The organism is Achromobacter sp. ACRQX (assembly GCF_022346505.1).
Lineage (GTDB): Bacteria > Pseudomonadota > Gammaproteobacteria > Burkholderiales > Burkholderiaceae_B > Achromobacter > Achromobacter animicus.
Window position 1 is genome coordinate 1 of record NZ_JAKRML010000016.1, and the last position, 21,379, is coordinate 21,379.

Annotated in this window: 20 protein-coding genes; 7 read left to right on the top strand and 13 right to left on the bottom strand. The window is 66.1% G+C overall.

The genetic code is table 11. From position 1 onward, the window contains the following. The first annotated feature begins 154 nt into the window (after window positions 1-154). Entirely contained in the window at window positions 155-1,456 is a 1,302-nt protein-coding gene (locus MHZ91_RS15620; RefSeq protein ID WP_239214485.1) for an alpha/beta hydrolase, read from the top strand. 37 nt (window positions 1,457-1,493) lie between these two features. Here MHZ91_RS15620 and MHZ91_RS15625 read toward each other — a convergent pair whose 3' ends face one another. The 7 genes from MHZ91_RS15625 to MHZ91_RS15655 form a co-directional block, all read right to left on the bottom strand. Further along, window positions 1,494-2,300 (bottom strand): putative hydro-lyase, encoded by an 807-nt coding sequence (locus tag MHZ91_RS15625; protein WP_239214487.1) that lies wholly within the window; start codon window positions 2,298-2,300, stop codon window positions 1,494-1,496. A gap of 28 nt (window positions 2,301-2,328) precedes the next feature. Then, entirely contained in the window at window positions 2,329-3,678 is a 1,350-nt protein-coding gene (locus MHZ91_RS15630; RefSeq protein ID WP_239214582.1) for an amidase, read from the bottom strand. 90 nt (window positions 3,679-3,768) lie between these two features. Further along, window positions 3,769-4,452 (bottom strand): DUF2848 domain-containing protein, encoded by a 684-nt coding sequence (locus MHZ91_RS15635; RefSeq protein WP_239214489.1) that lies wholly within the window; start codon window positions 4,450-4,452, stop codon window positions 3,769-3,771. 66 nt (window positions 4,453-4,518) lie between these two features. Then, window positions 4,519-5,802: a TRAP transporter large permease gene (locus MHZ91_RS15640; protein ID WP_218343705.1), complete on the bottom strand. Its 1,284-nt coding sequence runs from the start codon at window positions 5,800-5,802 to the stop codon at window positions 4,519-4,521. Continuing rightward, on the bottom strand, window positions 5,799-6,419 hold the full coding sequence (locus MHZ91_RS15645; protein ID WP_175121692.1) for a TRAP transporter small permease subunit: 621 nt from the start codon (window positions 6,417-6,419) through the stop codon (window positions 5,799-5,801). Before MHZ91_RS15645 ends, MHZ91_RS15640 begins: the two co-directional genes overlap by 4 nt. A 131-nt stretch (window positions 6,420-6,550) precedes the next feature. Beyond that, window positions 6,551-7,597: a TRAP transporter substrate-binding protein gene (locus tag MHZ91_RS15650; RefSeq protein WP_105238771.1), complete on the bottom strand. Its 1,047-nt coding sequence runs from the start codon at window positions 7,595-7,597 to the stop codon at window positions 6,551-6,553. A 339-nt stretch (window positions 7,598-7,936) separates the two neighbouring features. After that, on the bottom strand, window positions 7,937-8,824 hold the full coding sequence (locus tag MHZ91_RS15655) for a LysR family transcriptional regulator (protein WP_175121693.1): 888 nt from the start codon (window positions 8,822-8,824) through the stop codon (window positions 7,937-7,939). A 93-nt stretch (window positions 8,825-8,917) separates the two neighbouring features. Between MHZ91_RS15655 and MHZ91_RS15660 the strand changes: the two genes are divergently transcribed. Together MHZ91_RS15660 and fabV are read left to right on the top strand one after the other, a co-directional pair. After that, window positions 8,918-9,880 carry a DMT family transporter gene (locus MHZ91_RS15660; RefSeq protein ID WP_175185355.1) on the top strand — a complete coding sequence of 321 codons (963 nt, stop codon included), beginning with the start codon at window positions 8,918-8,920 and terminating at the stop codon, window positions 9,878-9,880. A gap of 118 nt (window positions 9,881-9,998) precedes the next feature. Then, the gene (fabV, locus tag MHZ91_RS15665; RefSeq protein WP_191578927.1) at window positions 9,999-11,189 is read left to right on the top strand and encodes an enoyl-ACP reductase FabV; all 1,191 of its coding nucleotides are present in this window, start codon (window positions 9,999-10,001) and stop codon (window positions 11,187-11,189) included. Between the two features lie 66 nt (window positions 11,190-11,255). Here the strand turns inward: fabV and MHZ91_RS15670 are convergent, their stop codons facing one another. Continuing rightward, on the bottom strand, window positions 11,256-11,558 hold the full coding sequence (locus MHZ91_RS15670; protein ID WP_218343700.1) for a hypothetical protein: 303 nt from the start codon (window positions 11,556-11,558) through the stop codon (window positions 11,256-11,258). A gap of 57 nt (window positions 11,559-11,615) precedes the next feature. After that, window positions 11,616-12,293, bottom strand: coding sequence for an ABC transporter ATP-binding protein (locus tag MHZ91_RS15675; RefSeq protein WP_105238766.1), 678 nt, complete (start codon window positions 12,291-12,293; stop codon window positions 11,616-11,618). Between MHZ91_RS15675 and MHZ91_RS15680 the strand changes: the two genes are divergently transcribed. Further along, window positions 12,292-12,939, top strand: coding sequence for an arylesterase (locus tag MHZ91_RS15680; RefSeq protein WP_239214492.1), 648 nt, complete (start codon window positions 12,292-12,294; stop codon window positions 12,937-12,939). The two genes, MHZ91_RS15675 and MHZ91_RS15680, sit on opposite strands and share 2 nt — an antisense overlap. Before the next feature lie 16 nt (window positions 12,940-12,955). Here the strand turns inward: MHZ91_RS15680 and MHZ91_RS15685 are convergent, their stop codons facing one another. Beyond that, complete coding sequence (locus MHZ91_RS15685; protein WP_218343698.1) at window positions 12,956-14,914, bottom strand: SurA N-terminal domain-containing protein; 1,959 nt, start codon at window positions 14,912-14,914, stop codon at window positions 12,956-12,958. A 353-nt stretch (window positions 14,915-15,267) separates the two neighbouring features. Here MHZ91_RS15685 and MHZ91_RS15690 point away from each other — a divergent pair, with 353 nt between their 5' ends. Genes MHZ91_RS15690 through MHZ91_RS15700 form a run of 3 tightly spaced genes read left to right on the top strand, consistent with a single transcriptional unit; the run spans window position 15,268 to window position 18,243 of the window. Then, entirely contained in the window at window positions 15,268-16,593 is a 1,326-nt protein-coding gene (locus MHZ91_RS15690; RefSeq protein ID WP_239214494.1) for a M20/M25/M40 family metallo-hydrolase, read from the top strand. After that, window positions 16,590-17,339, top strand: coding sequence for a glycerophosphodiester phosphodiesterase (gene ugpQ, locus MHZ91_RS15695; RefSeq protein ID WP_175136628.1), 750 nt, complete (start codon window positions 16,590-16,592; stop codon window positions 17,337-17,339). The genes MHZ91_RS15690 and ugpQ overlap by 4 nt, the downstream gene beginning before the upstream one ends. A gap of 13 nt (window positions 17,340-17,352) precedes the next feature. Next, window positions 17,353-18,243: a 23S rRNA (adenine(2030)-N(6))-methyltransferase RlmJ gene (locus MHZ91_RS15700; RefSeq protein WP_175121701.1), complete on the top strand. Its 891-nt coding sequence runs from the start codon at window positions 17,353-17,355 to the stop codon at window positions 18,241-18,243. 226 nt (window positions 18,244-18,469) lie between these two features. Here the strand turns inward: MHZ91_RS15700 and MHZ91_RS15705 are convergent, their stop codons facing one another. From MHZ91_RS15705 to MHZ91_RS15715, 3 genes are all read right to left on the bottom strand, one after another. Continuing rightward, on the bottom strand, window positions 18,470-19,900 hold the full coding sequence (locus tag MHZ91_RS15705; protein WP_239214496.1) for a dihydrolipoyl dehydrogenase: 1,431 nt from the start codon (window positions 19,898-19,900) through the stop codon (window positions 18,470-18,472). Between the two features lie 274 nt (window positions 19,901-20,174). After that, a complete protein-coding gene (locus MHZ91_RS15710) occupies window positions 20,175-20,903 on the bottom strand; it encodes a glutathione peroxidase (protein WP_128829433.1) in 729 nt (242 codons plus the stop codon). Between the two features lie 177 nt (window positions 20,904-21,080). After that, complete coding sequence (locus MHZ91_RS15715; RefSeq protein WP_175185363.1) at window positions 21,081-21,281, bottom strand: heavy-metal-associated domain-containing protein; 201 nt, start codon at window positions 21,279-21,281, stop codon at window positions 21,081-21,083. Window positions 21,282-21,379: the final 98 nt, after the last annotated feature.

The following is a 21,379-nucleotide window of genomic DNA, read 5'->3' on the forward strand; positions in this document are numbered from 1 at the left end:
CCCCGCATCCCCCGGCAGTCTCTCCCCCCACGGCGGCGTTCGCAGCCGCGCCACACGTTTTCCCTCCCCCTTGATCGCCGCCGGAACCACGGCGACAATCCTCGCGTCCCTTCGCCGATTCGCGCCAACCCCCAACACGCACCGGGCCCATCGCATGCGCTTTCCCGAAGCCCGCTCACTTGCGTCGCCGCTATGCCGGTGGTGGGCCGCCCGCGCCGTCCTGGCGGCGTGCTTGACGGCGCTGTTGGCCGCCTGCTCCTCGCCCGTGCAGTTGATGCCCACCCCGGTCAAGTTCACGACCGGCCAGGTGGAGCCGTTTGCGCACAAAACCGCGCTCGACGGCACGTCGATTCCCCTGCTCTACGCCACCAACCGCGCCGTCTTCCTGGAATCGCGCCAGCCGTTCTATTCGATCTTTCCGAGTGACACGCTGCGCATGGGTGTGGCCAAAGTGCAGATTGGCGACGGGACGCTGGACTGGGATCAATTGCGCCAGCTTTCGGCCTCGGGCAGTCAGCGCGGCCGGCCGGTGCTCAGCCTGGAGCGCATGGAGGAGCTTGTCGCCCTCACCCCGCAAAGCGATGCGGAGACGTCTCCTGAGGCCCAGGCCTACTTCGCGCTAATCAACGACGCCCTGGCGGTCAGCCGGCACCGCGACCTGATCGTCTATGTGCACGGCTTCAACAATGCCGTATGGCGCGGCACCGCCCAGGCCGCGCAGTTTCATCACTTTACGGGCCGGCAGGCGGTCGTCCTGGCCTTTCTGTGGCCGTCCGCCGGCAGTCTGCTGTCCTACGCCACGGATGTCCGCACTGCGCGGGCATCGGTGCCCGCCTTTGCGCGCCTGCTGGAACTGCTCGCGCGCAACACGAATGCCGAGCACATCAACGTGCTGGCGTTCAGCGCGGGCGCGCGCATCGCCAGTGAAGGGCTTGCCACCCTGGCGCAGCCCCGCGAAGGCGAAAGCCGCGAGGCGTTGCGCGCGCGGCTGCGCCTGGGTCAGATCTATTTCGCGGCGCCCGACGAGGACACCTACCGGTTCGTAACGGACCTGCAGCAGTACATCGACCTGACCGAACGCGTGAGCCTGGGCGCCAACCTGGGCGATCGCGCCTTGCGTTTCGCGGCGCGCCACCAGCGTGCGTCACGGGCCGGCCGGCCCGATGCGGACGATCTGACCGAGGAGCAGGTGGATTTCGTCAACGCCGCCTCGCAGCGGCTGAACTTCGACATGATCTGGGTCGATCCGCGCGCCATCCCCGATCTGAATCGCCGCGCCCACAGCTTCTGGTTCGGCAACGCGTGGGTCAGCAGCGACGTGCTGATGCAGTTCCTGTGGCACAAGGCGCCGGCCGAGCGCGGACTGCTGGAAGGCTTTACGCAGCAAGGCATGCGCTTCTGGACCTTCCCGCCCGACTACGACCAGCGCGTGAAGGCGCTGATGCAACAGCGCTGACGCCCGGCCGACAAACCAACTTGGGGCCGCGCCCGGATCAGAACACCGCCATGCGGCTGTTGATGAGGTCGGTGACCAGCATGTGGCCGGGCGCATGCGTAATGCAGAATTCCGGCCGCACCGCCGCCACAACCGATTGCGGCGTCACGCCGCACGCCCAGAACACCGGCATTTCGCCAGGGCGGATCTCCACGGGATCGCCGTAATCGGGGGCATCGATATCCGCGATGCCGATGAGCGACGGATCGCCAATGTGAACGGGCGCGCCATGCACCGACGGGAACCGCGACGTCACCTGGATCGCCCGGATCGCGTCGGCGGCCTTCAGGGGCCGCATCGACACCACCAGCGGACCGCCGAACACGCCAGCCGGCTGCGTTGCGATGTTGGTGCGGTACATGGGCACATTGCTGCCCTGCTCGATGTGACGCACGGGCAGGCCGTTATCCAGCATCGCCTCCTCGAACGAGAACGAGCAGCCGATCAGGAAGGACACCAGATCGTCGCGCCACAGGTCGCGCACGTCCGTCGGCTCCGCCACGAGCGCGCCGTCCTTCCAGACGCGGTATCGCGGGATGTCGGTGCGGATGTCGATATCCGCGCCCAGCTCCGGCAACGCCGGGTCACCTGGCTCGGACATGGCCAGCAACGGGCACGGTTTGGGATTGCGCTGGCAGAAGTGCAGAAAATCCGCCGCCAGCGCGCGCGGCAAAATCGCCAGGTTGGCCTGAACGTGCCCAGGCGCCAGATTCGCCGTGGGACCCGTCAGGCGCCCGCTGCGGGCATCCAGCCGCGCCTGGCGGGCAAGCGCGAGGCTGGTTCTAACGTTATCGGCGTCTGGCATGGGTTCTCTCGTTGCAGGTAAGCGCCGCTCAGCGCGCGGCGAACAGGTCTTCGACCGACAGGCCGATGCCCAGGACGCGGCGGTCCGCACCATTGCTGGCCGCGATCATCAGGCCCACGGGCGCCGTGCCCGCCGCGTGGCAGGGCAAGGACAGCGCGCAGCCGTCCAGGAAATTGATGAGGGTGGGATTGCGCAGGATGAGTCCGTTGGCGGCGTAGTAGGCTTCGTCGGAACCCTGCAGGTCCGCGACCGGCGGCGCCACGATGGGCGTCGTGGGCATGATCAGCGCGTCGTAACCGGCAATGCGGTGGTCCACAGCGGCTACCCACGCCTCGCGCGCATCGAGCAGTTCGATGTAATCGGCGGCCGTCATATCCTGGCCGCGCATGATGCGCGAGACGACGCGCGGGTCGTAACGCTTGCCCGCGCGCGCGATCAGGTCGCGGTGCCAGGCCCAGGCTTCGGCGGCGGTGAAACCGCCCTTGCTGTTGATGGCGGCCAGCTCGGCGAATTCCGGAATCTCGATCCGGTCGATCAGCGCACCGGCGTCCTCCAACCGTTGCACCGCCGCCGCGAAGGTGTCGGAGACATGCTTGTCCATGGCGTCCAGCGCCAGCGTCGTCGGAATGGCCAGACGCAGGCCACGCACGGGCAGCGCCTGCGGCAAGGGACCCGCATCGCCCGACAGGATGGCGTCGAGTTCGGCGCAGCACCGCACGCTGGCGGCGATGGGGCCGATGGAATCCAGATTGGCCGACAGCGGCAGCACGCCCTGCATGGACACCCGCCAGGCGCTGGGCTTGAACCCGGTCAGGCCGCACAGGGCGGCAGGAATGCGCACGGAGCCGCCCGTATCCGACCCGATGCCCGCGACGGCCATGCCGTCCGCAACCGACACCGCCGCACCGGACGACGAGCCGCCGGGAATGCGGCCGGTGGCGCGGTCGTACGGGTTCAGCGGCGTGCCGTAGTGGGGATTGATGCCCAGGCCCGAATACGCGAATTCGGTCATATTGGTGCGGCCGATGATGACGGCGCCCGCGGCGATCAGGCGCTGCACGACCTCGGCATTCGCTTCGGCCGCCGGCTCGCCTTCGCGCGCCACGGAACCGGCCATCGTGGTCTCGCCCGCGATGTCGAACAGGTCCTTGATGCTGATGGGCAACCCTTCGATCGCGGACCGCACGATGCCGGCCGCGCGCAGCGTGTCCGACGCGCGCGCCTGCGCCAGCGCCGAATCGGCGTAGAGCTTGGTGAAGGCGCGAGCGCCCTCGCCCGCCGGATCCTGAGCCCGCGCCAGCGCGGCTTCGGTCAATGCGACGGAGGTGCTGCGGCCCTCACGCAGGGCCGAGGTCAGATCATTCAGGGTCGAAACCATCATTGTCCTAATGCCGCCTGGCGGCGTAAGTGTTCGGACGGACGCCTTCGCGGGGAACGCGCCCGGATTCAGCGCCGAGCGTGGCGGCCATCAGGCGACCACGGGCAGCGACTCGACATGATAGCGGTGGCGCAGCGTGCGGTTCAGGCGCGGATCGTGCAGTTCCATCGTGAAATCCGCGGCCGGGCGGATGCCGCCGATGGCGGCCACCGTGCCGCAGGTCATGCCAGCGCCTTCCGGCAGCACGGCGCCGCCGCCCGTGTAGCCCGCGATCAGGTCCTGCGGCGTGCGCAACGTGGACAGCGGCCCTTCCTGGTACAGCACCTTTTCGCCGTTCTCAACGATGTAGGCGCGGATGATCAGTTCGTCCCAGTGCCCCGCCACGTCCGCAAGCCGCCAGGCTTCGGCGCCCACAGGCTTCACGCAGACCTGCTTGGACATCGCCACGCTGACGGTCTCCAGCTTGCGGTCGGTATGGTCGGACGCGATGCTGACGTACATCTCGCCCTCAATCGCAAAAACAAACGTCTCGACCTCGCCCGACGATTCCTCGCCCAGCGCCTGCACGTTGGCCGACTGCGTAAGCTGGTTCTCGGCGATGCGGTAGTACAGCGGCACGCTGCTCGGACGCGGCACGCCAATGGCGGCCAGTTCCTCGATGTGGTGTTCGATGGCAGCCATGTCACGCCCGGCCCAGCCCGCCACGATCACGCTGTTGAAGGCCACTTCCACCTGGCGGGGATTGGCGTCGTCGATCTTGAATACGGCTTTCATATCAGTCCTGCGAAGAAGGAGTGGGAAGCGGCGCGGCCGACGGGCCGCGCCGGAATCAAAGAGTCATCAACCGAAGACGCGCGGCAACCACAGCGCGATGTCGGGCCAGAACGCCAGCAGCGCCAGCATCACGAACATGGCCGCCACGAACGGCAGGCTGCCGACGATCACGGCGCTCATCGAGCCGCTCTTGCGCAGGCTTTGCACGACGAACAGGTTCAGGCCCACGGGCGGCGTGATGAGCGCGGCCTCGACCAGCACGATGATTACGATGCCCAGCCAGATCGGGTCATAGCCCAGGCCGATCATGATGGGCGCCACGATGGGGATCGTCGTGATCATCATCGACAGCGTTTCCATGAAGCAGCCCAGCACCAGATAGAAGATCACCACGATCAGCAGCATCCAGCCGGGGGACAGGCCGAGGCCGGTGATCGACTTGGTCAGCGCATCGGTCAGGCCCGTCGCCGACATGACGAAGTTCAGGAAGCTGGCGGCAATGACGATCAGCATGATCATGGCCGTGGACCGCATCGTGCCCTCCATCACCTCGCGCAGCATCGACCACGTCAGGCGGCGGAACCACGCGGCCAGGATGAACGCGCCCAGCACGCCCAGCGCGGCGGCCTCGGTCGGCGTTGCCAGGCCCGCGTAGATCGATCCGACCACCAGGAAGAAGATGCCCAGCGGCGGCGCAAGATGCACGAGGCTGGCGATCCGTTCGCCCCACGTTGCGTGGATCTTCTTCCCGCCCCACGACGGTTTGGCCACGCAGGCGATCACGACGGTCAGCATGAACAGCGCCGCCATCGCGAACCCGGGGATGATGCCGGCCAGGTACAGCTTGGGCACCGACGAGTTCGTCAGCACGCCATAGATGACCAGGTTGATCGATGGCGGGATCAGGATGCCCAGCGTGCCGCCCGCGGCAAGGCTGCCGAGAAACAGGGGCTCGTTGTAGCCATACTTGCGGATCTGCGGAATGGCGACGGTGCCGACGGTGGCAGCCGTTGCCACGCTGGAGCCGGAGGTCGCCGAGAACAGCGTCGAGGCGCCGATGTTGGCGTGCATCAATCCGCCCGGCAGCCACGACAGCCACAGGCTCATCGCGCTGTACATGCGTTCGGCAAAGCCGGCGCGCAACAAGACCTCTCCCAGCATGATGAACAGCGGAATCGCGACCAGCAGGAATTCGTTGTTCGAACTCCAGGAGATCTCGCCAATGGCGCGCGTCAGCGGCAACATCGAGAACATCGGGTCAAGGATCAGGCCCAGGACGCCAAGCGCAGCGCCCACGGGGATCGACAGACCGATCAGGACCAGCAGCAGTGTCAAAGCGGTGGCAATCATGCGGCTTCTCCCTTCACCATGCGCTCGCCCGCGGCGGCTTCCTCGTCAGCCTCTTCCTGCGCCGAACGCACGCCGCAGATCTGCTTGACCAGTTCGATATCGCCCGTGACGAGCGCGGCGGATGCCCGCGCCAGCATCAGCGCGACCGTGATGCACATCCATGCCAGACCCAGCACCCACAATCCCTGTGGAATCCACAGTGGCGTGGCGAGCGGCGTGTTGGCCGCGGACTTCTGCGTCCAGGACGTCACCACCACGTCGTACGCGTAATACGTCAGAAACACCATGAAGACGGCCAGCGCCACCATGGAAATCCAGTCCAGCACGGCCGACAGGCGCACGGGCAAATATTGATAGAGCACGTCGACGCGCACGTTGGCGCGCTGCAGCGTGGCAAACGCCAGCGCCCAGGAGGTGCTGATGGCAAACGCGTAGCTGGACAGTTCGTCCGCGCCCCCGGTCGTGAAACCCAGGAACTTGCGGGCCAGCACGTCGAAAGAGATCAGCAGCACGCTGGCCACGGTCAGGGCGCCGCCGGCCCATACGGCAGCGCGGGAAAAGCTTTCCGCGCGCCGCAACAGGCCGCCGAGCAGACGGAAGTGTTCGGTTTGAGTCATGAATGGAACCTCAGGTGGCACGGCCTGCCATCGCGTGCGGGCGCCGCGGACCTCATGCCAAGGTCACGGACCACCGCGCGCCATCACCGGCCGGAATCTGCACCGGCCCACGGGCCGGTGCATCCTGGCGTTTACTTGCTGGCGGTCAGGTTCAGCGTCTTGCCGACCGTGGCATTCCAGTCCTTCACGCACTGCGCCGAGCAGCGGGCGGCCCACTTGGGCAGGACGGCCTCTTGCGCCACCTTCTTGAGCAGCGCCTTGTCGGCGTCGGAGGGTTGCACCAGGACCATCTTGCCCTTGACCGGGAACGGGCACGCGGCCGCGCCGGTGTTGCAGTCATAGCCTTCCTGCGTCTGGCGCGCGGCGGCATCCCAGATGTTGTCGACCAGCGTCTTGACGTTGTCCTGCAAGAACGTGCGCACCTTCGGATCCAGCTTGTCCCAGGCCTTCTGGTTGACGGCATGGATCTGCTGGTTCCAGTTGATCGGCAGCGCCACCAGGTGCGTCGACACTTCGTACCACTTGGCGGAGTAGCCCGACAGCGAGCCCGTGATGGCGCAATCGACCACCTTGTTCTGCAGCGCGGGAACGACTTCGCCGAAGGCCATCGTCACGCTCGAACCGCCCAATGCTTCGACGAATTCGGCCGTGGTGCGGCTGCTGGTGCGGACCTTCTTGCCCTTGATGTCGGCCAGGCCCTTGATCTCGGCATTGCAGAACAGCACCTGCGCCGGATAGGTGGAGATGCCCAGCAACTTGACGTTGTTGCCTTCGCCGTACAGCTTGGCGTAGACGGGCTCGAAGGCTTCGGTCACGGCGCGCGCGGTCTTGACGTCGGGCGCCAGGCCAGCCAGGTCGATGGCTTCGTTGATCGGGTTGTCGCTGGCAAAGTAGGACAGCGTGGCGGTGCCGAATTCGATGACGCCCTGCGACATCAGGCGCAACAGCTCGGGCCCCTTCAAGCCCATTTCATTGAAGCCCTTGATCTCCGCCGTGACCTGTCCCTTGGACTGCTCGGGAATGGTCTTCGTCCAGAACGGCTTTTCGTAGTCGTTGTAGGCGGTCAGGTTGGACAGGCCGCCCACGATCTTCAAGTGGGTCTTGGGAAGGTCCTGGGCGTGGACGGCGCCGGCCAGAAGGCTGGCGGCGATGGCGGCAAAAGCAAGGGACTTCTTCATGGAAAAACTCCTGGCTGCGGGATCGTGTGCCGCGCGCGGGATCCCGTTGTCCTGGTTGCGCGCCGGTAGGAATCGGTGGTCTCGGATGTGTATCCAGCCGCTACTCCGTTATGAGCGCCATTGCAGCGTCAGGGGCGGCGAGCGTCCAATCGTAAGTTCCGATGTGGGGGTATAAATATTTTTTGGGTCTCGCGACGTGCGGCGGCGCCAATCCGCGCAAACGACGCATCGGCGCGGCTTTGCGGCCGACGGGCAATCGCGGCGGCACCCTTCTCGCTTATGCAACAAGCAATCCGCGACGCCGCCCGCTCGGGAAAACACCTACGGCCAAATTGCCGGTCAGGTCTGCGCGGCAACCTTCTGCGCCATCTGCGCGATGACGCGCACGGCATGGCTGTCCGGCCCTTGCACCCACGTGGCGGTGAAGCTCAACTCGGGCAGCGGATCAGCCTGCACCTGCAGAATGCGCAACTCGCCACGCGCCAGCTCCTTGCCCAGAAACACGGGGGCGATCACGCTGGTGCCGATGGCGTCCTGCGTCATCCGCACCACCATGGACATCGAGGCGCTGCCATACATGCGCGGCGACGTGACACCCGCACGGGTCAGCATGTCGCGCACCACGCGGTACGGCGAACTGTTGGAGGGATACGTGATGATCGGCAGCTTGCCGATCGTTGCAAGCGTCAGGGGCTCGGGGCCCAGATCGAGCAGCGGACTGGCGACCCACGCCAGCGGATAGGTGCACAGCGGCAGATTCTCGACCCGTGCTTCAAGCACCGGCCCCATCAGAAACGCCAGATCGATCTGGCGCGACATCAGGTGCGAGCGCAGCACATGCGTGGTATCGACTTCGATTTCCAGCACCAGCGCGGGATACGTCGCGTGGATCAGTTCAATGAGCGCGGGTAGCCAGGTCTGCACGATGGTCTCGGCCACGCCGATGCGCACGGTTCCCGACATGACGTTCTGCTCGCGCGCGGCTTCGAACATGTCGCGCCGCACCTGCAGCATGCGCTCGGCGTGCGACAGCAGTTCGTGTCCCTTGGCGGTCAGCTTGACGCCGCGCGCATCACGCTCGAACAGCTTGACGCCCAGGTCGGCTTCAAGCGAAGCGATGCGCTGCGAGACGGCGGGTTGCGTGGTGTTGAGTTTGTCGGACGCGGCGCGAAAGCTGCCCAGCGTGGCGACCCAGAAAAACGTTTCGACGTTGCGTAGTTCTATCATTGGCCTTTTCCCCCGGCGCGATGAGCGTATCATGTCAGCCGCCCATCGCCCCAAAGGCGCCATGCCTCGTGCACGCTGAAAGGAGTACCCTCCATGTCCCCGGCCGATAACGGTCGCCCGCGCTCCGGCGCGTCCGCCGCGCGCGGCCCGATGATCGGTGTGCTGCTGCTGGTGCTGTCGATGTGGACCCTGTCGTGCCTGGACGCGAGCGGCAAGTGGGTCATGGACGCGGGCGTACCTTTGCTCGTGCTGTCGTGGTTCCGTTACGCGATCCACCTGGTGCTCGTGCTGGCGCTTGTGCTGCCCGCGCGCGGCATGCGCGTGTTGCGCAGCACCAAGCCGCGCGAGCAGCTCATCCGCGGCGGCTCGATGTTCCTGGCCACGCTCATGTTCTTCACGACGCTGAGCTACATCCCCCAGGCCGAGGCCACGTCCATCAATTTCCTGGCGCCGTTGCTCGTGCTGTCGCTGGCGCCCTGGATCCTGAAGGAACCCGCGCGCATGTCGCGCTTTGTCGCGGCGGGCATCGCCTTTGTCGGCGTGCTGATCGTCATCCGCCCCGGCGGCGGCTTGCACCCGGTGGGCACGATCTTCGGCCTGCTGACGGCCTGTTGCTTCACGGCCCAGTTCATCGCCACGCGCCGCGTCGCCGGCGACGACCCCTTCACCTCGCTGATCTGGAGCGGTGCGGTGGGCACGATCTGCCTGACCCTTGCCCTGCCCTTCATCCTGCCGCCCGCGCTGCCTTTCCTGCAGGCCTTGTCTGCGTTCGACTGGGCCGTGCTGATCTCCACCGGCATCACGGGCTGCGTGGGCCACCTGTTCCAGATCGCCGCCTACCGCCGCGCGCCGGCGTCCACGCTGGCGCCGTTCATCTACCTGCAGATCATCAGCGCCACGTCCGTGGGCTGGCTGGTATGGGGCCATTTTCCCGACCCGCTGACCTGGCTGGGCATCGCCATCATCTGCGCCAGCGGCGTGGGGATCGGCATGATCGAATGGCGCCGGGGTCGCGCGCAAAGCGCCGCGGCGGCGCGGGCTGCCCGCGGCACGTAAGCCCGGCGTTGAACGGCGACAGATTCGAAATCGCGGGCCGGCCGCCTCCCGTACAATGCGCTTCGCCTGATGCCCATTCCCGCATCCGTCCCTGGCGTATTCCCAACAAGAGGCTCCCATGATCATCAAGCCCCGCGTGCGCGGTTTCATCTGCGTCACCACCCATCCTGCCGGCTGCGAAGCCAACGTGAAGCAACAGATCGACTACGTGAAGGCGCAAGGACCGGTGCCCGGGGGCCCCAAGCGCGTGCTGATCCTGGGCGCGTCGACGGGGTATGGGCTGGCCGCACGCATCAGCGCGGCCTTTGCCTGTGGCGCGCAGACGCTGGGCGTCTTCTTCGAACGGCCGGGCGACGCCGCCAAGCCGGGCACGCCGGGCTGGTACAACAGCGCCGCGTTCCACAAGTTTGCCGAGGCCGAAGGCCTGTACGCCAAGAGCATCAACGGCGACGCCTTTTCCGATGAGATCAAGCAAAAGACCATCGCCGCCATCAAGGCGGACCTGGGTCAGGTCGATCAGGTCATCTACAGCCTCGCGGCCCCGCGACGCACGCACCCGAAGACGGGCCAGGTCTACACCTCCACGCTCAAGCCCATCGGCAAATCCGTGACCTTGCGCGGCCTGGATACCGACAAGGAGCTCATCAAGGACGGCGTGCTGGAACCCGCCTCGCAAGATGAAATCGACGCCACCGTCGCCGTGATGGGCGGCGAAGACTGGCAGATGTGGATCGACGCGCTGCTGGAGGCCGGCGTGCTGGCGGACGGCGCCACCACCACGGCCTTTACCTATCTGGGCGAAAAGATCACGCACGACGTCTACTGGAACGGGTCCATCGGCGCGGCCAAGAAAGACCTGGACCAGCGCGTGCTGGACATCCGTGCCAAGCTTTCGGAACACGGGGGCGACGCGCGCGTGTCGGTGCTCAAGGCAGTGGTCACGCAGGCAAGCTCGGCCATCCCGATGATGCCGCTGTACCTGTCCCTGCTCTTTAAGGTCATGAAGGAAGACGGCACGCACGAAGGCTGCATCGAGCAGGTGTATGGGCTTTATCGCGACAGCCTGTGCGGCCCGTCGCCGATCCTGGACGACGAAGGCCGGCTGCGCGCCGACTACAAGGAACTGGACCCGAAGGTGCAGGCGCGGGTGCAGGCGCTGTGGGATCAGGTCGATACGGACAGCCTCTATGCGCTGACCGATTTTGCTGGCTACAAACGCGATTTCCTGCGGCTGTTCGGGTTTGAAATCGACGGCGTCGATTATGCGGCCGACGTCGATCCGGTCGTGGAGATCCGCAACCTGGGCTGAGCGCGGGGCGGCCGTGCCGACCGCGCGTTGCTCGTGCTGTCCCGGCGCACCGGGACGGCGCCATTCCTACAGGTATTCCAGCGTCACCAAATAGCGCTTACCCGCGGCCCGGTCTTCGGAAGTGTCCGCAGGCACTTCCCGCACGGAGGTTTTGACCCGCGGCGCCGGATCCACTGCGCGGGTCCGGGATTCAGGCACGCAGACCACGCGGGGGAGTCCACCGGCGCTTGCCGGCGTCACGCGCGGCCGGCAGACCGCCGGTTCCACGATGCCCCCGACAAAGCGGATAACACCACCGCTCGCGCCGGCAACGGCGGGCGCCAGCAACGCAACAACCAAGAACGCATGGATGGATGTACGGGCAGACATGGCAACTCCTTGAGTTAGCCTACTCCCGTACATTTGCGACAGCAATGGGTATTCGTCTCAATCGTCCGTGACCATGCGGCCGGCCGCCAGCACCAATTGCCGTCCGCAGCGCGCCGCCAGTTGCGGATCGTGCGTGACCAGCACAAGCGTCGTCCCGTGCTCGCGGTGCAGGTCGAACATCAGATCGATGACCGTCACGCCGGTTGCGGCATCCAGGCTGCCGGTGGGCTCGTCGGCAAACAGCAGGTCCGGCTGCACGACAAACGCACGGGCCAGCGACACGCGCTGCTGTTCGCCGCCCGACAGCGTGCGCGGGTAGTGGTGCAGGCGCGCGCCCAGCCCCACCCGTTCCAGCATGGCCTGCGCGGCCTCGCGCGCGGATTGCCCGGCCAGCTCCAGCGGCAGCATTACGTTTTCCAGCGCGGTCAGGTTGGGCAGCAACTGGAAGGACTGGAACACGAAGCCGACGTGATTGGCCCGCAGGCGCGCGCGGCCGTCTTCGTCCAGGGCGAACAGGTCCTGCCCGGCAAGGTGTACGCTGCCCACGCTGGGAACATCCAGACCGGCCAGCAGTCCCAGCAGAGTCGACTTGCCCGAGCCCGAGCTGCCCGTGATGGCCACGGCGCTGCCCGCCGCGACCGTAAAATCAATTCCTTCCAGGATAGAAAGCGATCCACCGGCATCTGCCACCCGCTTGCCCAGCCCTTTCACCACGATTGAGTTATTGCTATCCATGCGCCTATTTTCCCGTCTGCTTCTTGTGACTGCCTTCGCGACCGCCGCGGCGGCGTCCGCCCACGCTCAGACCGCCGCGGCGCCCCAGGGTTCCACGCCGCGCACCGTGCTGGTGGTGGGCGATAGCCTGTCCGCCGAATACGGCATCAAACGCGGCACGGGCTGGGTGCCCCTGCTGTCCGCGAGGATCTCAGAACAATACCCGAAGTTCCAGGTCGTCAATGCCAGCATCAGCGGCGACACGACCAGCGGCGGCGTTGCCCGCCTGCCCGCCTTGCTGCGCCAGCATGCCCCGGCGGTCGTGGTGCTGGAGCTGGGCGCCAACGACGCGTTGCGCGGCCTGCCCCTGAACATGACCGAGCAAAACCTGCGGACCATGACCCAGGCGGCGCGCAAGGCCGATGCCGAGGTGCTGATCGTCGGGATGCAGATTCCGCCCAATTACGGACGGGACTACGCCCAACGCTTTGCAGCGGTGTTTTCCAATGTGGCCAAAAACGAAAACGCCCGGCTCGTGCCCTTCCTGATGGAAGGTATCGCGACGAACCGGGCGATGTTTCAGGCTGACGGCATCCACCCTAACGAGGATGCCCAGCCTCAATTGCTGGACAACGTGTGGCCGGCGCTGCGGCCCATGTTGAACTGACTATCTGACAGGGCGATCAGCCCGCGGCCTGGGCCTGATCGCCGCGGATGACATCCGCGGCGGCGGGCGTGACGTTCACCTCGTACTGCTGGCGCAGCATGCGGATCAAAGCCTCGTTTTCGGCCTGGCCCCATGCACCCGACAGTTGCTGCGCCAGGCGCTCCATGTCGGCGGCATCGGACTTGCCGGCTTCCACCTTTTCCAGACGCACCAGCGTGTAGTCCACGCCGGACTGCACGCCCGTGAAGGCCGGCAGCGTGGCCGACGGCAGGCGCATCACGGCGTCCAGCACCGGGCGCGACAGATCCTGGGGATTCTGGCGCGTCACACTGATGGCCGGGCCGAAGCCTTCGGGCGTCGCGGCGGGATCAGCCTTGGCGGCTGCCAGGGCCGCCTCACCGGCCTTCTTGGCGGCTTCGGCGGAGCGCTCGTCGAGCAGCTTGGCGCGAATGACTTCGCTGACCTTGTCCAGCGGCGGCACGTGGGCCGGTTCAACGGAGGCAACGCGCACGGCCAGCATCGTGTCGGGCGCGAGTTCGATCACACCGGAATTCTGCTTTTCGCGCAGCACGTCGGGCGAGAACAGCACTTGGCGCACGCGCGGGTTGTCCAGCAGCGCGGCGTCGGGGCTGTCGGCCGCGGAGCCCGGACCGGCCTTCTCGGCGGGCAGCAGGCCTTCGCGGGTGACGCCGGAAGCGGTGCGCAGCTTCAGGCCGACGGCGTCGGCAGCCGGTTGCAGGCTGTCGCGCTGGTCGTAGACCTGCTTGTTCAGCTGGCTGGCCATCTCGGAAAAACGCTGCGCGGCGATCTGCTTGCGGACTTCCGCGGTGATCTGGTCCTTGACCTCGGCCAGCGGCTTGACGGCGCCCGGGCTGATTTCCGTGACCTTGACGATGTGCAGGCCGAACGGGCTTTCGACCACGCCGGACACCTGGTTCTGGGCCAGGCCGAAGATGGCCTTGTCCAACGGGCCGGGCTGCGCACCCGGGGCAATCCAGCCCAGGTCACCGCCCTTGGCGGCCGAGCCGGCGTCCTGCGAATTCTTGGCAGCCAGTTCGGCGAACTTGGCGGGATCGGCAGCGGCCTGCTTGGCGATGTCTTCGGCCTTGGCGCGCGCGGCCTTGCGAGCGTCTTCGCCCGACGGCAGCTCGATGAAGATGTGGCTGGCGCGGCGGCGCTCGGGCTGGCCAAAGCGGTTCTTGTTCTGTTCGTAATACGAAGCCAGGTCCTCGTCCTTGACCTGCACGCCTTGCGTGGCGGCGGCTTCGTCCAGCACCAGGTATTGCACCTGCACCTGTTCCGGCACCTGCAATTGCTGCTTGTTGGCGTCGTACCAGGCCTGGATGTCAGCCGGGTTCACGGTGACTTGCGAGCGGAAGTCGGCGGCGGAGAAGTTGCGCAGTTGCACGGTGCGGGCCTGGGTCAGCGCCGATTCCACGGCGGCGACCACTTCGGCCGGCGCGCGGGCCGATTCGCCGACGGGCTCGAGCACACGGGCGATGGCCAGGTCGCGGCGCAGGCCGGCTTCAAACGACGTCGGCGACATGCCCTGCGCGGCCAGCACCTGGCGATAGCGTTCGGGCGAGAAGCGGCCGTTATCCTGGACTTCGGGGATGGCGGCGATCGTGTTGCGCAGCGTCTCGTCGGACACCGAGAAACGGTTGTCGGCGGCCACGTTGGCGAGCAGGCGCTGGTTGATGAGCTGGTTCAGCAGGCCTTCACGCAGCGCGGGCGTATCGATCACGGCCGGATCGAACTGGGCGCCCAGGCGCTGGCGGAACTGGTCAAGCTGGTTGCGGTGCGCCTGATCAAACTCGGCGCGGGAAATCGGCTGGCCAGCCACCGTCGCCAGCTCGGGCTCCCGACTCATGAAGCTGTCATAGCCTTGAATCCCGACCAGGAAGAAGGAAGGCACGATCAAGATCAGCAGGATGAACTGCATCCAGCGCCGATGGCTGCGAATAAATTCGAACATGGAATCCCTGTTGCCGCGCTCCGGGGGTAGACGCCCGGGGCCGCACGAAAACGCATAAAAAAAGGCGAAGTCGATTCGCCTCTATTCCCATACCGGTTCAAACCGGGTTCAGCGGGCGGATTTTACCATTTCTCATTCATTGCGCGGCCATTGTCCAAGCCAACGGGCAATGCGCGGCGTCGTGGACCATCCGTCCCCACGGAGGGCGAGGTCCGTCAACCCGGGAATCCCCCATTACCGCCCCCGCCCCGCGCTCGTATCGTGGACCTGGGGTTAGCCCGCAGATCGGGGGCCGCCCTGCCAGGCCGGCACAAGGCCGGTTCCCCTTCCCGCGCGCAAAAAGGTCACCCACGATGCCGTTCATGCCTTCCCGCCTCCCCATGCTGAAATCCTGTGTCGCCCTGATGTTTCTGAGCTGCGCCCACATCACGCAGGCCGCACCGGTGGCCAATGTGCTGGAGGCGGCCAAGGGCCAGCAGCAGGCCATGCTCGATACCATGCGGGATCTGGTGAATATCGAGTCGGGCAGCAAGGATGTCGAAGGCGTTGAACGCATCGCCGAACTGATCCGCGACCGGCTCAAGGAACTGGGCGGCGCCGTCGAGATCATTGCGCCTACCGACGTGTTCCGGCTGGACGACACCCCCGAGAAGGTCGGGCCGATGGTCCACGCGGAATTCAAGGGCGGCGGCAGCAAGAAGATCATGCTGATCGCCCACATGGACACGGTGTACCGCAACGGCATGTTGAAGGACCAGCCGTTCAGGATCGACGGCGACAAGGCCTATGGCCTGGGAATTGCCGACGACAAGCACGGCGTGGCGGCCATCCTGCACACCATCGCGCTCCTGAAAACACTGAAGTTTGCCGACTACGGCACGCTGACGGTGCTGATCAACGGGGACGAAGAGATCAGCTCGCCCGGCGCGCGCAGCACCATCACCCGCCTGGGCGCCGACCAGGATGCGGTCTTTTCGTTCGAGGGCGGCGGCATGGAACCGCGCCTGACGCTGGCCACCAGCGGCATCGGGGCGGCGTACCTGACCGTGCAGGGCAAGACCTCGCACGCAGGCGCCCGGCCGGAGGGCGGCGTCAATGCGCTCTACGAGTTGTCGCACCAGCTCCTGCAGCTGGACGATCTTTCCAAACCCGACGAGGGGCTGAAGCTGAACTGGACCGTCGCCCAGGCAGGCACCAACCGCAACGTCATTCCGGGACTGGCCACCGCCCAGGGCGACGCGCGGGCGCTGCGCGTGTCCGACTTCGACGCCCTGGCGCGCACGCTGGAGGAACGCATCCAGAAGAAACTGCTGCCCGAGTCCAAGGTCAGCGTGAAGTTCGAGGTCCGCCGCCCGCCACTGGAGGCGACTGCGGCGTCGCGCGCCCTGGCCCAGCACGGCGTGAAGGTCTACCAGGAGCTCGACCTGCCGCTGAAGGTGGTGGACCGGGCCAGCGGTGGCGGCACGGACGCCGCCTTTGCGGCGCTGAAGGCCCGCGGACCCGTCATCGAGGGCATGGGACTGAGCGGATTCGGCGCGCATTCGAATGACGCCGAGTACGTCCTGATCAACAGCATCGTGCCGCGCCTGTATCTGGCCACGCGCATGATCATGGACGTGTCGCAGAACAAGGTATCCTTGCAACCTGTCCCAAAAGAACCCCAAAGCAGCACCAAATGACCGCAAACCTTCCCTCCTGGCCTTACTCCCGCCACATCGCGCACCGCGGTGGCGGCCGTCTGGCGCCGGAGAACACGCTGGCCGCCATGCGCGTCGGCGCCGAACACGGCTTCACCATGTTTGAATACGACGTGAAGCTCAGCAGCGACAACGTGCTGGTGCTGATGCACGACGACGACGTCGACCGCACCTCGAACGGCAAAGGCCCTGCCGCCGCCAAGACCTACGCCGAACTGGCGCAGCTTGATTTCGGCAGTTGGCATTCGGCGGCCTACGCCGGCGAACCGCTCCCCACCTTTGCCGCCGTCGCCCGCTACACGCTGGCCAACGGCATCGCCAGCAACGTCGAGATCAAGCCCTGCCCCGGCCGCGAAGCCGAAACCGGCCGCGCCGTCGCCCTGGCGGCCCGCGAACTGTGGCAAGGCGCCGGCACCGCGCCGCTGTTGTCCTCGTTTGCCGAAGAAGCCTTGGAAGCCGCCCGCCAGGCCGCTCCCGAATTGCCGCGCGCCCTGCTCGTGGAAAAGGTCCCCGCCGACTGGCGCGAACGCCTTGCCAAATATGAATGCGTGGCGCTGAACATCAACCAGAAGGACGCCACCCGCGAACTGATCGACGCCGTGCACGCCGCCGGCTACCGCATCGCGGCCTGGACCGTCAACGACCCCGAGCGCGCGCGCCTGCTGCTCGACTGGGGCATCGACGGCATTTTCACCGACGAGCTGGCCGCCATCCGGCCCGCCGCCTGAGGCAGAAAGCCCCGTGTTCAGCTACCGCCACGCCTTTCACGCCGGCAACCATGCCGACGTGCTCAAGCACGCCATCCTGGTCCATACCCTGGACTACTTCAACAAGAAAGACGCCCCGTACTGGGTCATCGACACCCATGCGGGCGCCGGCCTCTACAGCCTGGACAGCGACTGGGCAGCCAAGACGTCCGAGTTCGCGGACGGCATCGGCCGCCTGTGGGAAGCGCAGGACCTGCCGCCGCTGCTGGCCGATTACGTTGCGCGCATCCGCGACTACAACACCAACGGCCGGCTGCGCCGCTATCCGGGCTCGCCGTGGCTGACGCTGGACGCGCTGCGCCCGTCCGACCGCCTCCGCCTGTTCGAGATGCATCCCACCGAAATCGACACGCTGGTCGGCAACCTGGAGCACCAGGGCCGCGCCGCGCAGCGCCAGACCACGATCTACGGCGACGACGGTTTCGAGGGCATCAAGGCGCTGCTGCCGCCGCCCACGCGACGCGGCATGGTGCTGATCGACCCGTCGTATGAGGACAAGCACGACTATCGGCGCACGCTCCTCACCGTGAAGGAGTGCATCAAGCGCTTTGCCACCGGCACGTATGCCATCTGGTATCCGCTGGTGCAACGCCGCGAGGCCAGCGAGATGGCGCGCCATTTCGAAAACCTGAAGGTCAAGAGCTGGCTGCACGCCACCCTGACCGTCAAAAAGGCGACCATCGATGGTTACGGCCTGCACGGCAGCGGGATGTTCCTCATCAACCCGCCCTGGACGTTGCACGACGCGCTGAAACAGGCCATGCCGTATCTGGCGCGCGAACTGGCGCAGGACGAACGCGCAGGCTTCACGCTGCAATACCGCGAGAACCCGTTCCCGGTGCCGAAGAAGCAATCGGACGACTGACGCCCTGCCCCGCACCGGGGCAATGCGGCCGCGCCGACGACAAAGGGCCGCGCCTTCATGGCGCGGCCTCTTTTTTGCGATCGCGACCCGATGAGGTCCGCGACCCTTTTACGTCAGCGACCCTTTTTGCGACCGCGGCCCGCTTACGTCTGCGACCCGCTTACGTCTGCGACCCGCTTACGTCTGCGACCCGTTCACGTCTGCGACTCGCTCACGTCTGCGGCGCTCAGACCATTTCCACGTCGGCCTGTCGCATCGCTTCCTGCGCCAGCGCCAGCTTCGACGCGGCATCGCGCAGCGCGGTGCGCAAGCCTTCCTCGATCACCGGGTGGTAGAACGGCATTTCCAGCATGCGCGCCACCGTGAGCTCCTGCTGCACGGCCCACGCCAGCAGATGGCCGATGTGCTCCGCGCTGGGTCCGATCATCTCGGCGCCCAGGAAGCGGCCCGTTTCAATATCGGCGTAAACATGCAGCATGCCGCGGTTCTTCAGCATGACGCGCGAACGGCCCTGGTCGCTGAAATCCACTGCACCGGTAACGAACGTGCCCGGCACCAGCTTGGCGTGTCCTGCGCCGACCAGCGCGATCTGCGGATCCGAAAAGACCACGCCCAGCGGCGCACGGCGCAATCCCTCGCGCACTTCCGGGAAGCGCGCCGCGTTCTCGCCCGCAATGCGGCCTTCGTCGGCGGCCTCGTGCAGGAGCGGCGCGTCGGCGTTGGCGTCGCCGGCAATGAAGATCGGCGAGCTGCCCGCCTGCATCGTCAGCCGGTCAAACTGCGGCACGCCTTGCGCGTTGAGCGCCAGCGACGTGTTTTCCAGACCAAGACCATCGACGTTGGGACGGCGGCCCGTGGCGACCAACGCGTAGTCGAAGCGCTCGGTGCGCTCGCTGTTGTCCAGCGCCACGTAACGCACTTCCACCTCGTCGCCGACGCGGCTGGTTTCCAGGACGCGGGCATCGGTGTCCAGATAGAACTCGCGCTGAAAGATCTTGCGGGCGGTTTGCCGCACCTGCGGATCGCTGATGCCGCCCAGGCTGCCGCTCATGCCGAACACGCGCACTTCCACGCCCAGCCGGGCGAGCGCCTGACCAAGCTCCAGCCCGATCACGCCGGGCCCGAAAACCGCCACACGGTTAGGCAGGTCGTCCCACGCAAACACGTCATCGTTCACAACGAGGCGATCGCCCAGCGCTCGGAAAGGCGGCGGCACGGACGGCCGCGAGCCGGTGGCGATCACGACACGCGAGGCCTGGATTTCGGTGTGGTCATCCACACGCAGCACGGTGTCGGACACGAATTTCGCGTAGCCGCGCACCTTGTCTTCGGCCGGAATGTTTTCCACGCCGTCGACAACGAAACCCACAAAGCGGTCGCGCTCGCGCTTGACGCGGTCCATGACCTCGGCGCCGTCGACCGTGATCTCGCCGCCGACATGTACGCCAAACGCATCGGTGTGCGCCGCCGCGTGCGCCGCCTCGGCGGCCGCGATCAGCAGCTTGGACGGCATGCAGCCGACCCGGGCGCAGGTCGTGCCGTAAGGGCCGCCTTCGATAAGCAGCGCGCGCTTGCCCGCCGCCTTGGCGGCTCGGTAAGCAGCCAGGCCTGCGGTGCCGGCGCCGATGACAGCAATGTCGGTATGCAGCGTCTTCATGATTGGGAGTCCCCCGTGGTCGCGTAATGATCAGAATGTGAAGGCAAATTCCGCCTTGTTGCGCGCCCTCGAGGCAAACGCCGTCCTGCGTCCTGATTGCGGACGCACGGCGCCCGCACAAGGGTGCAAAAGAAGGGAAACTTGCGGGAGTAGCGCGGCGGCTACGTTGCCGGCCCTTGCGCCGGAGCGCGCGGCGGCCAGTGCGGAATCAACCGCCGCGCGTCCGGGCGACCGGGCGGGGGCCATGCCCCTGCCCGGCCGCATCGCCGGTCTATCAGGCGAAGTGCGCCTTCAGGTCTTCCAGGCCGCCGATCAGGGCGCCGTTGATGAACACCTGCGGGGCCGTGCCCTTGCCGGACACTGCGCCGATCACGCGGCCACGGACCTTGTTTTCCAGCGGGATCTCGATCGGGGCGTAGCCCTTGCTGTCCAGCAGCGCCTTGGCTTCGACGCAGAACGGGCAGCCGGGCTTGGAGAACACCACGACCTGGTCAGGCTTCTTGGCCGACGGCGCGACGTGAGCCAGCATGGTGTCGGCGTCCGACACTTCAAACGGATCGCCTTCCTTTTCCGGCTCGATGAACATCTTTTCGACGACACCGTCCTTGACCAGCATGGAATAGCGCCAGCTGCGCTTGCCGAAGCCCAGGTCGCTCTTGTCGACGAGCATGCCCATGCCTTCGGTGAAGGCGCCGTTGCCGTCGGGCAGCAGCGTGATGTTGGCCGATTCCTGGTCCTTGGCCCATTCGTTCATGACGAAGGTGTCGTTGACCGACACGCAGACGATGCTATCGACGCCGGCGGCGAAGAACGCGGGAGCCAGTTCGTTGTAGCGCGGCAGGTGGGTGGACGAGCAGGTCGGCGTGAAAGCGCCGGGAAGCGAGAAGACCACGACCGTCTTGTTCTTGAACAGGTCGTCGGTCGTGACCTTCTTCCACGTGTTGTCCTCACGAACGGGGAACGTCACATTCGGAACACGTTGGCCTTCGCGGTTTTGCAGCATTCGATTCTCTCCTTGGTTTGATAACTTAAGTGGCGGGTTTCTGGCCCGCCATGAAAAGAATCATAAATCTGGACTATCAATTAATCCAATTTAATTAACTTAATTGATCGATAGTCTATATCGATTGATGAATATTTCAAGAAAGATAGAAGCTATCACAAAGCCGCGTTCGCGTGCTCAGACTCGGGCCGGCTCGTAACCCGCGTCGCGGATGGCGGCTTCTACCTTGTCGGCCTGGTCGGTGCCGGTGATGGTGACGCGATGCGTGGGCAGATCCACGGCGACCACGGCGCCCGGGACAGCCTCGTTGACGGCGCCGGTGATGGTCTTGACGCAATGGCCGCAGGTCATGTCGGGCACTTGGAAAGCGATGCTCATGGTTTTCTCCAAAAGTTGACGGCGGCGGTTTAGCCACCATGTCGGGCAGGTTAAACGTTCCCATCATGTCAAGGTCAAGCGTAGAATGGCGCTTGACC